The 15,288-nt window shown below is 73.9% G+C and carries 7 protein-coding genes; 2 read left to right on the top strand and 5 right to left on the bottom strand.

What is annotated here, in order from left to right; all coding sequences use genetic code 11:
- Nucleotides 1–3: 3 nt before the first annotated feature.
- Together D9599_RS11475 and D9599_RS11470 are read left to right on the top strand one after the other, a co-directional pair.
- Nucleotides 4–1,209, top strand: a complete 1,206-nt coding sequence (locus tag D9599_RS11475; protein WP_309228608.1) for an MFS transporter — start codon at nucleotides 4–6, stop codon at nucleotides 1,207–1,209.
- A gap of 109 nt (nucleotides 1,210–1,318) precedes the next feature.
- Entirely contained in the window at nucleotides 1,319–2,641 is a 1,323-nt protein-coding gene (locus D9599_RS11470) for a hypothetical protein (protein WP_198381370.1), read from the top strand.
- A 241-nt stretch (nucleotides 2,642–2,882) separates the two neighbouring features.
- Here the strand turns inward: D9599_RS11470 and D9599_RS11465 are convergent, their stop codons facing one another.
- From D9599_RS11465 to D9599_RS11445, 5 genes are all read right to left on the bottom strand, one after another.
- Nucleotides 2,883–4,148: a capsular biosynthesis protein gene (locus tag D9599_RS11465; RefSeq protein ID WP_309228607.1), complete on the bottom strand. Its 1,266-nt coding sequence runs from the start codon at nucleotides 4,146–4,148 to the stop codon at nucleotides 2,883–2,885.
- 122 nt (nucleotides 4,149–4,270) lie between these two features.
- The gene (locus D9599_RS11460) at nucleotides 4,271–5,023 is read right to left on the bottom strand and encodes a formyltransferase family protein (protein WP_198381369.1); all 753 of its coding nucleotides are present in this window, start codon (nucleotides 5,021–5,023) and stop codon (nucleotides 4,271–4,273) included.
- A gap of 59 nt (nucleotides 5,024–5,082) precedes the next feature.
- A complete protein-coding gene (locus D9599_RS11455; RefSeq protein ID WP_198381368.1) occupies nucleotides 5,083–6,402 on the bottom strand; it encodes an aminotransferase class I/II-fold pyridoxal phosphate-dependent enzyme in 1,320 nt (439 codons plus the stop codon).
- Entirely contained in the window at nucleotides 6,399–13,772 is a 7,374-nt protein-coding gene (locus tag D9599_RS11450) for a type I polyketide synthase (protein ID WP_198381367.1), read from the bottom strand. The genes D9599_RS11455 and D9599_RS11450 overlap by 4 nt, the downstream gene beginning before the upstream one ends.
- A 25-nt stretch (nucleotides 13,773–13,797) precedes the next feature.
- On the bottom strand, nucleotides 13,798–15,087 hold the full coding sequence (locus D9599_RS11445; protein WP_198381366.1) for a glycosyltransferase family 1 protein: 1,290 nt from the start codon (nucleotides 15,085–15,087) through the stop codon (nucleotides 13,798–13,800).
- Nucleotides 15,088–15,288: the final 201 nt, after the last annotated feature.

Genomic DNA, 15,288 nt, shown 5'->3' with positions numbered 1-15,288 from the left:
AAAGTGGAAGAACCTGTCACGCCCGAGGCCCGCAAGGCGCTCTGGGGCTCGGCCGTCGGCTATGCCATGGACGGCTTCGACCTGCTGATCCTCGGCTTCATGCTCCGCGCCATTGCGGGGGAGCTGGGGCTCGGCCAGCCCGAGGCGGCCTCCCTCGTCACCGGCACGCTGGTGGGGGCCGTGATCGGCGGGCTGGTCTTCGGTATGCTGTCGGATCGCCTGGGGCGCGTCAGGGTGCTGACCTGGACGATCGTGCTCTTTGCCGTTTTCACCGGGCTCTGCGCGCTCGCCCAGGGCTACTGGGACCTGCTGGCCTACCGCACCATCGCCGGCATCGGTCTGGGCGGGGAGTTCGGCATCGGCATGGCGCTGGTGGCCGAGACCTGGCCGGCGTCGAAGCGGGCGCGGGCCTCCTCCTATGTCGGCCTCGGCTGGCAGGCCGGCGTGCTGCTGGCCGCGCTGGCGACGCCGCTGCTGCTCCCTATCATCGGCTGGCGCGGCATGTTCGCCGTGGGCGTCCTGCCGGCCTTTGTGGCCTGGGGAATCCGCCGCACGCTGCACGAGCCGGAGCTGTTCACCGCCCGCAGCGCCAAGGCTGTGGGAGAGGGCTTCCCGCTCCGCCTGCTGGTGAAGGACGCAGCGACCACGCGGATCAGCCTCGGCATGGTGATCCTCTGCTCCGTGCAGAACTTCGGCTACTACGGCGTGATGATCTGGCTGCCGAACTACCTCAATAGCCGGTTCGGCTACGGGCTGACGCAGTCGGCGGTCTGGACCGCCGTGACCATCCTCGGCATGGCCGTCGGGATCTATGCCTTCGGGCATCTCGCGGACCGGCTCGGGCGGCGGCCCGCCTTCCTGTCCTACATGATCGGTGCAGCGGTGATGGTCGTGGTCTATTCGCAGCTGACGGACGCGACGGCGCTGCTGATCGGCGGCGCGGTGATGGGCTTCTTCGTCAACGGCATGCTTGGCGGCTACGGCGCGCTGATGAGCGAGCTCTACCCCACCGCGGTGCGCGCGACGGCGCAGAACGTGCTGTTCAACATCGGCCGCGCCGTGGGCGGCTTCGGGCCCGTGGCGGTGGCGGCGCTGGCCGGGGCCTATGGCTTCGAGACGGCCATCGCCGCCCTCGCCGCGCTCTACGCGCTGGACGTTCTCGCGCTGCTGCTGCTCATCCCGGAGCGGCGGGGGGCTGAGCTGGCCTGAGCGGCCGCCCCATCCTCCCCGGCGCTCCCTTGCGGGCGGCGCCGGGGAACCGGGATGCCGGATCGCCGTTGCCGCAGTGGGTTGAGCACCGGCAGGGAGCGGAGCGCGCATGCGGATTCTGGGCATCGGGCCACGCGCCTATCTCGGTGACGTCTACCTCACCCTGCAGCGCGAGGGGCACGAGGTGCGCGTCCACGCCGAGGATCCTCCGGGGGACCGCGCCTTCGGCGGCCTGATCGACACCGTGCCCGATTGGCGGGCGGAGCTGGACTGGGTCGGGCGCGACGGGATCGTCTTCTTCGAGCGGATCGGGCGCGGTGCCGTGCAGGACGCGCTGCGCGCCGAGGGTTATCGGGTGGTCGGCGGCAGCGAGTTCGGCGACCGCCTGGAGCAGGAGCGGGATTTCGGCCAGTCGGTGCTGCGTGAAGCGGGCCTCGCCATCGCGGAGAGCATGTCCTTCGAGAACGCCCCGGCCGCGCTCGCCTGGCTCCGGGAGCATCCCGGCCGCTACGTCCTCAAGCACGACGAGGTCGGCCGCAACACCTTCGTCGGCGACCATCCGGAGGGGTTGGACGTCGCCTTCATGCTCCGCCGCGCGGGCGAGGGGCGGGTGCTGCTCATGGAGCGAATCGAGGGAGTGGAGGTCGGCGTCGGCGCCTATTTCGACGGCACCGCCTTCCTGCGCCCGGCCTGCATCGACTTCGAGCACAAGCGCTTCTTCCCCGGGGAGATGGGGGAGATGACGGGCGAGATGGGCACCCTCGCCTCCTACGAGGATTCAGAGGCGCTCTTCGCCGCGACGCTGGACCGCGTGGCGCCGCGCTTCGCCGCCGCGGGGCATGTCGGCTACGTCAACCTGAACCTCATCGTGAACGAGCGGGGCGTCTGGCCGCTCGAGTTCACCTGCCGCTTCGGCAACCCCGGCTTCGCGGTGCTCGCCGCCCTTCAGCCCGATGGCTGGGGCGACCTGCTCGGCCGCATGGCCGCGCCGCGCGAACCCCGCCGCTTCGCGACCCGGCCGGGCTTCTCCGTCGCCATCGTCCTGACCGTGCCGCCCTTCCCCGATCACCATCCGACCACCACGCCCGAGGAGGACCCGCCCATCTTCTTCCTTCAGCCCGTCGAAGGTGCCGAACTGGAGAGCTACCACTTCGTGGACATGCGCCAGGAAGGTGGCCAACTCCTCGGGCGCCGCCGGTCCGGCCACCTGATGATCGTGACGGGCACCGGGGCCACGGTGGAAGAAGCCCAGGAAGCCGCACGGGTCCGGGCGCGCAACGTGGTGGCGCCGGAACTGCGCTGGCGCGGCGATATCGGGGACCGGTTCCTCTCGGGGGAAAGGGAGAGGCTGCGCGCCCTGGGGTGGCTGCCGGCCCTTGCGGCTCCTGGAGAGGGCGCTGCCCTCTCCGGACCTCACCCGCCAAGGACCTGAGGCCCCTGGACCCCCATCTAGCTGTCGCGGAAGCGGTGATCGGGGCCGGTTCTTCTGGTGCCCTTCCTGCGCGTGCAGTCGCCTCGGGTCCATGACCCGAGGCGCACCAGCCGCTCAGAAATTCTGAACTCGAAGAAAAAGATGATGGCGAGGGGTCTGGGGAGAGGAAGAATTCCTTCTTCCTCTCCCCAGGGCCACAAGCGCCGACACCGTAAAGAGAGAGCCCTGTCTAACCTAGGCTTCAGAACGAGAGCGGCGGTGGTTCCAGCACGGGTTGGTTGACCAGCCCGTGGTGCAGGCGGTGCGCCGCTGCCTCGACCGCCGCGTCCAGGCCGGGGCGGGCGTAGTAGACGCCGCGGATGTGCAGGCAGTGGCCGATGCCGCGCAGGAAGGCCTCCCGCAGCACCGGGTCCGGCGGGTGGCCTTCGGTCCAGAAGCCGTCCAGCGTTCCCTCATGGGTCAGGCCCGGGATCTTGTAGATCGCGTCGCCGAGGGCGAGGGTGGGCAGCCGGTCCACGATGGCGCGCAGGCCGACGGTACTATTGATGGTGACGACGCCCTGCACGCTCTCGGTAATGCTGCCCAGATTGCCGCCGCCGAGATAGTGGACGCGCTCCGCCACCCCGGCCCGGCGCGCTGTCCGGGCCACCCGGCGGCCCCAGTTCTTCACGGCGGGGTCCAGCGGATGGACCTTCACCAGAAGCTGCGCGGCCGGCGGGCCATGGGCGGCGAAGGAGGTGATGACCTCCTCGATCGCCGTGTCGAGGTCGGGGTAGCTGGAATAGGCGCGGACGGAGAAGTCGGTCTCCATCTGCATCGCCATGAGGAAGAGCGGCCGTCCTTCCTGCTTAAGCCGGCCGATGATGGCGTCCGACCGTCGGTTGGCGCGCCGCCGCATGATCAGGCGCAGCAGGGTGCCGAGGTAGACCTGGACCGGGTGATAGATCTGGTGGCTGGCATAGTGGCGGAAGGGCCCCGGGATAAGGTTTGCCAGATGGTAGGCCACGTCCCAGGTCGCCTGGTTGAGAAAGCTGTCCCGGTAGCGCTGGGCGAGGTCGAGGGGCGGCAAGGTTTCGGCGAGGGCGATGACGGCCTCGGGCTCGCGCGGGAAGCGGCTCTCCCGGTTCATGCCGTCCAGCTCGAAGGTGATCCAGTCGGGGCGGAGATAGCCGAAGTCGGTGGCCACCACCGTGAGGCCGCGCGCCTTCGCCGCCGCGATCGCCTCCCGGTGGTAGAAGCGCTGCTCGCCGAGCAACACGATGTCGGTGATGGCGTGGCGGTCGAGGAAGGCCGCGATGAAGGCGGGCCAGGTCTCCGGGCGGGCGGTGAAGTCCTCCGCCCCGGGGCTGCGCCAGGCGAGCTTGTCGCCGAGGCAGAAGTTGATCCGGTGAACCCCGTGGCCGAGCCGCCTCAGCTCGGCGCCGACCTCGTCGAAGAAAGGGGTAATCGGACCCTGCAGGAAGAGAAATCGCCTCGGCCGCACGGCATTTTGGATTTGCTGAGGCACCCATCCTCCATATTCGGGCCGCAGGGCGGCGACAATCCTGCGTTCCCGGGTGTAGCGGGGCTTTCCTTGCCGCCGTGTTGCCGTTTTGGAACGAAGCCCCTTCGAAGCGCTCTGGCTGGGGATCAAAGCCGCGCGCGCAGGGCTGCGCGCAAATCCGCGGCGTCAAAGAGACGCAGGCCCCGCCGGCGGGCCTCGCGCAGCGTCGCGCGCGTGGGAAAGGGGCGGTAGGGCAGCGCTTCCGCCGGCCGTTCGACCGCTGTGCCGGCCGCGAGGCGGGCCAGGACCTCGCCCGCGAGCGGCACCGCGGCCTGATGGAGGAGCCGCGCCGCGGCCGAGACCGTGACCCCCGGCGGGAGAGCCACCGCCTTCTGGGCAAGGATCGGCCCCGCGTCGATCCGCGGCACAAGGCGGTGGATCGTGACCCCGTGGGCCGGGGCCGGGTCCATTCCCGCCCAGAGGGTCGGGATGGGCCCCCGGTGGTGCGGGAGAAGGGAGGGGTGGACGTTGATGCCGCCGAGCGGGGGAATGCCGAGCGTTCCGGCCGAGAGGATCTGATCGAAGTGGAAGGTGACGATCAGCTCCGCCCCCGAGGCGCGTAGGGTCTTTGCGAAAGCGGGGCCGTTCACGTCCTCCACCGTGACCACGGGCACGCCGCGCCCGCCGAGAAGCCGCACGAGCGGGCCTGGGCCGGGCGAGAGCAGCCCGGCGACCCGCGGCAGCGACATGTTCACCGCGAGGTAGCCGAGCAGGCCGGGTCCCGATCGCCGGAGGTGTCGCCAGGCCTGGCCGAGCGATCCCCCCGCATTCCGGCGATAGGGATTGGAGAGCCCGACGAGGGCGAGGCTCTCCCGGTGGCGGGCGGCGAACTCCGCCACGGCCCCTGCGCTGGCGGCGCTGGCCAGGGTGAGGAGGGCGAGGCGGGGCGCCGCCGCCCTCAGCCCGCCAGCTCCGCGGGCGCGAGGCCGGCGCAGGCGCGGGCGACAACTTCCGCCGTGCGGTCGATCCCCTCCTCCGTGTGCTCGGAGGAGACGAAGAAGCGGAGCCGCGCCGCGCGCTCGGGCACGGCGGGGAAGGTGATGGGCTGGACGTTGATGCCCTGCGCGAACAGCTCTCCGGAGAGCCGCCCGGCGCGCACGGAGGAGCCGGTCATCAGCGGCACGATGGCGTGCCCGGCCGAGGCGCCGGCATCGAGCCCCCGCGCCCGCAGCGCGTCCCGCAGCCGGGTGGCATTGGCGTTCAGCCGCGCGACGCGCCAGGGCTCCTCCGCGAGCACGCGCAGCGATTCGAGGGCCGAGGCCGCGAGCACCGGCGCGAGGCCGACAGAATAGACGAAGCCCGGGGCGGTGTGGCGCAGCCAGTCGATGAGCTGGCGCCGCGCCGCGATGTAGCCGCCGCAGGAGGAGAGCGTCTTGGAGAGCGTGCCCATCCAGATATCGATGCCGGCGGGATCGACGCCCTGCAGCTCGAAGATGCCGCGGCCGGTGGGGCCGAGCACGCCCATCGAATGCGCCTCGTCCACCATCAGCCAGGCGTCGTGGCGGCGGGCGATCTCGACGAAGCGGGCGAGGTCCGGCACGTCGCCGTCCATCGAGTAGTGGCCCTCGATGACGATCAGCGCGCGGGCGGCGCCGCGGCGGGCGGCGGCCAGCTCGCGCTCGGCGGCCTGCGGGTCGTTGTGCGCGAAGGCGATGCGCCGCGCGCCGGAGAGGCGGGCGCCCTCCACGCAGGAGTTGTGGATCATCGCGTCGTGCAGGATCACGTCGCGCGGGCCCATGAGGTGACCGATGACGGTCACGTTCGTCGCGTGGCCGGAGACGAGGCAGAGCGCGGCTTCCGTGCCGTAATGGGCTGCCAGCGCCGCCTCGAGTGCCGCGTGCGGCGGCCGCTCGCCCGAGACGACGCGCGATGCCGAGGCGGAGACGCCGTAGCGGTCGATCGCCGCATGGGCCGCGGCCTTGATGCGCGGATCGCCGTTCAGGCCGAGGTAGTTGTAGGAGGAGAAGTTCAGGTATTCCGCGCCGCCGATCCGCGTGGTGTCGGCCGCCAGCCCCTCATGCGCGCGGAAGAAGGGATTCGGGAGGTCGAGCGCCTCCATAGCCGTCTTCATCAGCTCGAAGTCGCGCAGCGCCGGCAGGTCGCCGAAGGAGCGCGCGCCGCTTTCCGGCCCGCTCTCCTCCTGCCGCGCGCGGCGCTTGGAAAGGCGTTGCAGCAGGGCAAGGCGGGCCGCCGCGGAAAGGCCGATGCCCTGGGTCACCCTTCTGTCTCCCCTGCCTCGCCGGTCATGACCTGAGACATTTTATTGGGCAGAGCGGGTTCTCCGGGCAAGGGCGGAGGGGCCGGGGCGCCGGCCTCGAAGTTTTCGAGCAGCACGTCGAGCTGCGCCTCCCGCGCGCCGCCCGAAAGGCCCTCCACCATGCGCGCGGCAAGCCCCGCGACGGTCAGGTCCTCGGTCACGGCGGAGAGCGGGACGGGCATGCCCAGCCGCGCCTCCAGCGCGCCGCGCAGCTCCAGCCCGCCGAGGCTGTCGAGGCCGAGCCGGGCCACGGGCGCGTCGGGCGCGATGCTCTCGGCGGGCAGGCGGAGGATGCGGGCGAGCTCCTCCGTGCCGATCCTGACGAGCAGCGCCCCGGCCTCGGCGGCGGGAAGAACGGCGAGATGGGCACGCATGTCGGCGATGCCGGCGTCCGTATCCTCGTTGCCCGCGCGCAGGGCGGCGAAGGCGGGCTCGCGCAGGACGGGCAGCGCGGCGCCGGCCCGCTTCCAGAACAGGCGCGCGAGGGCGACGACGGGCGCGCCGCCCGCCATCAGCTCGGGCAGAGCATCGAGCGCCTCGTGCGCGGGCATCGGCTCCACGCCGAGGCGGCGGGCGAGGGTGCGGGCGGTGCCGGCTTCCCGCGCCAGCACGCCGGCATCGGCGACCGGCCCCCAGAGCACCGCGAGCGCCGGCCGCCCGCGCGCGCGGCGGCGGCGGGCCAGCGCCTCCAGCCCCGCATTGGCGGCGACGTAATTCGCCTGGCCGGGATTGCCGAGCGGCGTGGTGGCGGAGGAGAAGAGAAGGAAGAGGTCGATCGGGTCCGCCGCGGTCAGCCGGTCGAGGTTCTCGGCCGCCTCGAGCTTCGGCGCGAGGCTGCGGGCGAAGCGGGCCGCGTCCATATCGGTGGCCGCCCCGTCGTCGAAGACGGCCGCCGCGTGGACCACGCCCGTGACGGGGCCCTCCGCGCGGAGGGTTTCGAGGAGGGATCCCAGCGCCGCGCCGTCCGCCACGTCCACGGCATGGGCGCTGGCGCGGGCGCCGAGGGCCGAAAGCGCCGTCATCGCCTCCCCCAGCCCCGGGGCGGCGGGACCGCTGCGGGAGACGAGGGCCAGGCGCGCGGCGCCGCGGGCCGCGAGCCACTTCGCGGTCTCGAGCCCGAAGCCCGAGGTGCCGCCGGTGACGAGGATGGTGCCCGAACTGGGGGCCCAGGGCGCGGGCGAGGGCGCTTCCTCGCGGGGCGGGAGAATGACGATCTTGCCGATATGGCCGCCTGCCTGAAGGAGGCGGAAGGCGCCCTCCACCTCCTCGGCGCCGCGACGGGAATAGGGCAGGGGACGGAAGCTGCCGCCGGCGAGCCTCCCTCGGATCGATTCGAGCAGCCGCGCCGCCTCGGCCGGGCGGGCGCTCGGAAGCTGGTCCACGTCCACGCCGAAATAGGTGACGTTGCGGCGGAAGGGGCGGACCGCGATGCGCCGGTCCTCCGCATAGTCGCGCTTGCCGAGTTCCAGGAAACGGCCGAAGGGCTTCACGAGGGCGAGGGAGCGCTCCATCGCCTCCCCGGCAAGGGAGTTCAGCACGACGTCCACCCCCTCCGGCCAGTGGCGGCGCAGCGTGTCGTCGAAGCCGCCCGAGCGGCTGTCGAGCACGAGATCCGCGCCCGCCGCGCGCAGGAAGGCGCGGCGCGCCTCGGTGCCGGCGGTCATCGCCACCTCTGCCCCGGCGGCCTGGGCCACCTGGAGCGCCGCAAGCCCCACGGCCCCCGCGCCGCCATGGATCAGCACGCGCTCCCCGGGGCCGAGGCAGGCGAGGGTTTCCAGCGCGTAGACGGCGGTGAGGAAGGCCACGGGAATCGTGGCCGCGGCGGTGAAGGACACTCCCTCGGGAATGGTGGCCAGTGCCTGGGCGCGGGTCAGCGCCCGGCTGGCCAGGGCGCGCGGGGCGAAGCCGAAGACCCGTGTGCCCGGGTGAAAGCCGGTGCCAGGGCCCGCGGCCTCCACCACGCCCGCGCATTCCATGCCGAGGCCGGCGCCGGCGAAGCCGTCCTTCAGCGTCTCCTCCGGCAACAGACCCTGGGCCCACATGAGGTCGCGGAAGTTGAGGCCGGAGGCCTCCACGCGCAGCCGCACCTCGCCGGGGCCGGGGGTGGGCAGCGGGCCCATCGGCTCCCAGGCGAGGGAGGAGAGGGCGCCGGGCTGGCGGACCGCGAGGCGCGCCGCGCGGACGGGGCCGGCGAGCATGCCGAGCGCCACGCGCGGCACCCGGCGGGAGAGAAGGCCGAGCAGCAGTTCCGGTTCCGCCCCTGGCGAGACGATCTCGGCCAAGGCCCGGCGCGCGGCGGCCGGAGGGGCGAGGGCGGCGTCCACGATGATGCGGCGCGGCGCGAGGTCCGGCATCTCGTTCGCGAGCACCCGGCCGAGCGCGCGGACGGCCTCGGCCTCCGGTGTGCTGGCATCCCCCTGGGCGAGGATGGTGAAGCCCGCGGCGGCGCCGGTCGCCGCTTCGGCCAGCCGGACGATGCCGGCGAGGGTGGTGGCCAGCGCGGCCGGCAGGGGGTTCGCCACGGCGATCACCGCGGCGCCGCGCAGCGCGCGGGGCGGCAGAGCCTGGGCGTCCTCAAGCCGGTGCCTCTCCACCATGGCGCCCGCGCCGCCAAGCGCGAGGCCGAGCGCCTCCGCGAGCGGCGCCGCGCCGGCATCGCCGACGAGCACGAAACGCTTCTCCTCCGCGCGGGGGAGGGCGGGGTGAGGCGGCGGCGCGCGGCGCGCGGCAACGAGCAGCGCGGGGATGGGCGAACTGCGCAGGGGCTGGACGCGCGCGGCGAGCCAGCCATCGGTCTCCAGAGCCCCCTGCCAGGCGGCGGCACCCGGCAGGCCGGGGCGCGAGGGGTTTGCCGGGGCCTGCCCGCGAAGGAACTCCGCCATCCGTCCCGGCTGCGGCGCCGCGAGAAGGAGCGCGCCGCCCTCCGCAAGCGCGGCGGCGAGGTCGGGCAGGACGCCCGGTCCCGCCTCGTCCAGGAGCGGGCCCTGGAGGCCGACCACGAGGTCCACCACCGGGGCCGGGCTGCCCGCACCGGGGCGCCACTCGATCGTCGAGACCTCGGCCGTCTCATGCGGCGGCGGCAGCGGGCGGGCCTCGCCGGCCAGGATGTGCAGGACGCGTCGGCCGGAGCGCGCGAAGCGGGCCGAGAGGGCGAGGGTGAGGGCGGAGCCGCCGAGGTCGAGCACGCGTAGCGGCCGGTCGGCCGGCCAGCCCGCCGCAATCGCGCCCGCCGCCTCCGCCAGCACCCCGGCGACGAGGACGCAGGAGGCCGTTTCGTCGGAAAGGGCAAGCGGCGCGGCTTCCGGCGGCAGTCGGCCGGCGAGGGCTTCCGGCAGGCGCTCGGCCGCCAGCGCCACGGTCGCGAGGTCCTGCGCGAGGACCGGGCGCTCAGCCAGCACCGAGAGCCAGATGTCCTCGGGCGCGGGCAGGTCCTCGCCCGGCAGCAGGCGCCAAGCATGGCCGTCGCGGGCGGCCAGCCCGTCCTCCTCCAGCGCGCGGAGCATGGCGGCGGCATAGGGGTTGGTCGGGACAATGGCGCCGCCGGGCGCGTCTCCGGCTGCCCCGCCTGCGAGGGCACGGGTGGCCGCGGAGGCGACATAGGCCTCCAGCAGGAGGGCGGATTCGGAGAGGTCCAGCGCGTCGTCCCGCGCCTCGGCCGCAGCGAGGGCGGCGTCGAGGTCGGGCGAGGCGGGCGGCAGGGCGGGATCGGGGGCGACCCGGTCCTCCAGGCGGAAGACCGCGGCCTCGGTGGCCGCGCGGCCGAGGCGGGCGCGCTGGAACCAGACGCCCTCGGCCACTGCGACCGGTCGGCCGGCGGCGTCGGCGAGCACGAGCCGCGCCTCGGCCGCGCGCTGGCCAGCGTAGGTGAGCGCGAGACTCGCGCGCACGGCGGGGCCGGCGCCGCGCCGGGCCACGAGGCGTTCGAAGCGCACCGGCACCAGCGCCTCCCCGGAGGCGGCCGCGCCGGGGCCCTGCTGGTCGGCAAGGAGGGCGATCAGGCCCTGCATGGCGCCGTCCAGCCGTACGGGGTGGAGGAGGAAGCCGTCATCGGATGGGGCGCCGGGCGGCAGTTCCAGCACCACCTCCGCTGCGGCTCCTTCGCCCCCCAGCAGCACGTGGCGAACCGGGCGGAAGGCGGGGCCGTAGGCGAGGCCGCAGCGCGCGGCGGTGGCATGCAGCGCCGCCTCCTCCACCCGCCGCCCGCCGGGCGCGAGGGGGTGCGCCGGGCCAGGCAGGGCCTCGGCGCCGGCGGCGCGCAGCAGGCCGCGGGCGTTGAGGGACCAGCCCTCCGCACCCATCCGACGGCGGGATTCGAGGCGGAAGGTGCCGTCATCGGCCAGGCGGAAGCGCAGCTCCTGGCTGCCCGCCTCGGGACCGCTGCCGGGGATGGGCAGGGGGCGCAGGATCTGCAGGCCCGACAGTTCCAGCGCCTCTGCCTCGGGGAAGCGGAGGGCGGCGGCGGCGAGCGCCATCTCCGCCATGGCGGCGGCGGGGAGCACCGCGTCCTCGCCCAGCCGGTGGTCGGCAAGCCAGGGCATGAGGTCGGTGTCGAGGACCCGCGTCCAGAGCCCGGCGCCGTCCTCCGGCCCGGCATCGCGCCGGAAGCCGAGTAGCGGGTGGTCGAGGACGGGGTCATGCAGCCGTGCCGCCTCGGGCGTGCCCGGGAACCAGTGGCGCGTGCGGGCATAGGGGGTTGGCGGCAGGCCGCGGCGCAGGGCCGGGCCGGCGAAGGAGGGCGCGCGGCGCGGATCGGCGCCGAGCGCCGTCGCGCGGTCGGCGATTAGGGGGATGGGGTCGCCGGGCGGGTCGCGGCGGGAGAGGCTGGCGAGGACCGGGGCGCTCGACTTTGCCGAGCGCATCGCTTCCCGCAGGTAGGATTGCAGGATCGGGTGGGGGCCGATCTCGACCACCAGACCCACTCCGCGGCGTGCGGCCTCAAGTGCGGCCTCGGCGAAGCGCACGGGCGCGCGCAGGTTGCGCCACCAGTAGGCCGCATCCGCCGGCGCATCGAGCGCCGCGCCGGTGACGGACGAGAGGAAGGGCAGGCGGGGCGCGGCCGCGCGCAGTCCTTCCAACGAGGCCGCCAGCTCCTCCTCCACCTCGTTCATGGCGGCGGAGTGGAAGGCGTAGTCGAGGTCAAGCACGACGAGGGTCAGGCGCTGCCGGCGGGCGGCGGCGGCCAGGCGCTCGATCGCGGCGGCGGGGCCGGCGATGGTGAAGGCGCGCGGGGCGTTGCGGGCGGCGATCTCGAGCCCCGGGCCGCACTCGGCCAGAAGCGGCGCGGCCTCGGCCTCGGTCGCGGTCAGGGCGGCCATGCGGCCACGCCCGCGCGTGCGTCCCTGCGCAGCGGAGCGGGCGACGATCAGCCGGGCGGCCGCGGGCAGGTCGAGAATGCCGGCCGCGAGCGCCGCCGCCACCTCGCCGACGGAATGGCCGAGCACCATGGCGGGCTCGATCCCCTCCGCGGCGAGGGCGGCGACGAGGCCTTGCTGGGCAGCGAAGAGGGCGGGCTGGGCGACCTCGGTGGCGGCGAGGGCCTCGGCGGTCAGCCCCTCCGCCAGCGCGGCGGCGACGGACCAGCCAAGGCGGGGTGCGAGCTCGGCATCGGCGGCCTCCACCGCCTCCCGGAAGGGGCGGGAATGCGCCATGGCCTCGCGCGCCATGCCTGGGAACTGCGCGCCGTTGCCGGAGAAGGCAAAGGCGATGCCGTCCCCGGAGGCGCCGGCGGGGACGGCGCCGTGCGCGCCCACCGGCTCCCCCGCCGCGAAAGCCTGCAGCCCCGCCGCCAGGACTTCGGGATTGTCGCCGCGCAGCACGAGGCGGTGCGGGCCGAGGTCACGGTGCCGGACGAGGCCGCGCAGCAGCGCCGGCGCGCGGGCGGGCTCGGCACGGAGTGCCGCGGCCCAGGCGCCGGCCGCGCGGGCCAGCGTGGCGGCGGAGCGGGTGGAGAGGATGAGGGGCGGCATCCCGCCCTCCACCTCGGGCGCGCGCCGGCGCGGAGCGGGGGGCGGCGCGAGGAGGAGGGATGCGTTGGTGCCTCCGAAGCCGAAGGAGTTCACCCCGATCACCGGCTGGCGGCCGGGCAGGCGCTCGGGCGCCGTGGGCACGCGGATGTTGAGGGCGCCGAAGTCGATGCGCGGGTTCGGTGCCTCGAAGTGGAGGCTGGGCGGAATGACCCGCTTCTCCAGCATCAGCAGGGCCTTGAGCAGCCCGGCCATGCCGGACGCCGTCTCCAGGTGGCCGATGTTGGACTTCACGGAGCCGACCGGCAGCGCCTCCGCCCGCGTGGCGCCCGAGAGCACCTCGCCGATGGCCGCGGCCTCCACGGGGTCGCCGGCCTGGGTGCCGGTGCCGTGCGCCTCGAAATAGGCGATGCGGTCCGGCGGGAGGCCGGATTCGGCGAGGACCCGGCGCAGCAGGGCGGACTGGGAGCGGGGATCGGGCAGGGAGAGGCCGATGGAGCGGCCAACCGTGTTCACCCCGGCCGCGAGGATCACGCCACGCACCTCGTCCCCGGCGGCGCGGGCGGCCGAGAGGGGCTTGAGGACCACCATCCCCGCGCCCTCCCCGCGCACATAGCCGTCCGCCCCCGCCGCGAAGGCGCGGCAGCGACCGGTGGGGGAGAGCATGGCGGCCCGCGAGAAGCCGATGAAGGCGTAGGGCGAGAGGAGGAGCTGCACGCCGCCGACGAGCGCCGCCTCCACCCGCCCGGCGCGGAGCGCGTCCACCGCGAGCGACAGCGCGACGAGGGAGGAGGAGCAGGCGGTGTCGATCGTCTGCGCGCCGCCGCGGAGGTCGAAGACGTTGGTGATCCGGTTCCCGAGGATGGAGAGGGTGTTGCCGGTCATGAAGTGCCGGTCCGCCCCGGAGGGGTCGGAGAGGCGCAGTTCCGCGTAATCGGTGGAGGAGCCGCCGACGAAGACGCCGATCTCCCGCCCCGCGACGGCGCTGGCGGGCCAGCCGGCATCCTCCAGCGCCTCGGAGGCCACCTCGAGCAGGAGGCGCTGCTGCGGGTCGGCCTCGGCCATCTCGCGCGGGGAGAGGCCGAAATGCGCGGCGTCGAAGCCAGCGACATCGCCGATATGGCCGGCGGCGAAGCTGTAGGACCGGCCGGGCTCGCCCCGACGGGGGTGGTGAAATAGGTCGAGGCTGAAGCGGTCGGCCGGCAGGGTGCCGACGGCGTCCTGCCCCTCCTCGAGAAGGGACCAGAAGGCGTTGAGGTCCGGCGCGCCCGGGAAGCGACAGGCGGCGCCGACGATGGCGATCGGCTCGGGCGCGGACTGCTGGAAGGCACGGCCGGCGCGGTCCGGCCCTCCCCCGGTGCGTCTCACCGGGTGGCGCTCCCCGGCACGGGGCTCAGGTGGCGGCCCCGCCGGAGCGGACGAGTCCGCGGAGCCGCCCCAGCACAGGCGCGCGCGCGGTGGTGCGGAGGGGGTGGTGGGCCAGCCTGGCGAGCATGTCGTCGACCATCTCGAAATGCGTTTCCCAGCGCGGCGCCGTCCAGCCTGACAGCCGGCCGAGCTGCGCGCGGCGGGCGGCGCTGTCGGTGGCCGCGTAATCGAGGATTGCCTTCCGCCAGGCAAGCCCGTCCAGCGGGTCGAGGTAGTCCGGCACGGTGCCGCCGACCTCGCGCAGCGCGGGCAGGTCCGAGCAGATGGCGGGCACGCCAAGGGCGAGGGCTTCCGCCAGCGGCAGGCCGTAGCCCTCGGCGAAGGAGGGGAAGAGGAGCGCGCGGGCGCCGCGCAGCAGCTCCCACACCTCACGGTCGGGAACCTGGCCAACCTCGCGCACCACGCCCCGCAGGGCGTCGCAGCGCTCGAGGATGTCAACGACGTTCTCGTTCTCCCAGCCGCGGCGGCCGACGATCACGAGGTGGGGCACCTTGCCCCTCATCTGTGCCGCGAGGTCGCGCCAGAGATGCAGCAGGAGAAGGTGGTTCTTGCGCGGCTCGATCGTGCCGAGGACGACGAAGAAGGGCTCGGCCGGCAGGGCCAGTGTGGGGGCAGGCAGCGGATCGATGCCGAGCGGCGCCACCAGCACCTCCGGCGGGGTGCCGCGGGAGCGAAGGTGCGGGCGGAGCGCCCACTCGGTATGGGCGGAGTTGACCACGATGGCGTCCGACAGCGCCGCTGTGGTGCGGATGCGACGCAAATGCCGCTCCGACTGGCCCGGCCGGGCGTATTCGGGATGGGTGGCGGGGATGAGGTCGTGGATGAGGGGCACGAAGCTGCAGCCGGCCTCGCGCATGGCCTGGATCGGCCGCTCCCGCTCCAGCGCGCGGTGGGAGACGAGGAGAAAGGTCTTCGGCCCGGGCTGTCGCAGGCGCTTGGCCAACTCGCGCTGGCCCATGCCGGCCATGACACGCCAGCGCAGCGCGACCGCCAGCCGCCGCGCCCGGCGCGCCTGGGCCCCGGTTGGGTCACCCTGCGCCCAGGCATCCGTAAGCGAAGTGATGAGGCCGAGCACCGCCCGGAAGGGCAGGGCCACATAGTCCCCGAGCATGGCCTGGGCGACGAAGGTGCAACTGCCCTCCGGCGCGCCTGCCCAATGGCGGGCATAGGCCATCTCCACCCGATCGATTCCCGAAGGCGCTGCCTTCGAGCCACAGGCCAGCAGACGGGAGACGTCGAGAACGATGTGCGGCATGCGGTCGGTCGGCCGCAATGTCGGGCCTGCGGTCCCCTTGCCTCGCGGCACTGCCAATCCCCTCGGAGCTTTCAAATTCTGTTTACCGCAAGGCCAGGCCCTACCGCTACCGAGATCAACCGACTTTCGGAAATATCTAATGATGTGGGGCTTTCTTGCACACACCACCGAAGTAATTTGTTCAACAAATGAAACAAAATG

Origin of the sequence: Roseomonas sp. KE2513 (genome assembly GCF_016107305.1) — a bacterium.
Classification (GTDB): domain Bacteria; phylum Pseudomonadota; class Alphaproteobacteria; order Acetobacterales; family Acetobacteraceae; genus Roseomonas.
Note: the sequence above shows the minus strand (reverse complement) of the source record. Positions and strands in the feature narration are given on the sequence as shown.

Excerpts from the sequence above, each read along its gene's own strand:
- D9599_RS11445 (WP_198381366.1), bottom strand. The coding sequence starts at position 15,087 with ATGCCGCACATCGTTCTCGACGTCTCCCGTCTGCTGGCCTGTGGCTCG.
- D9599_RS11470 (WP_198381370.1), top strand. The coding sequence starts at position 1,319 with ATGCGGATTCTGGGCATCGGGCCACGCGCCTATCTCGGTGACGTCTAC.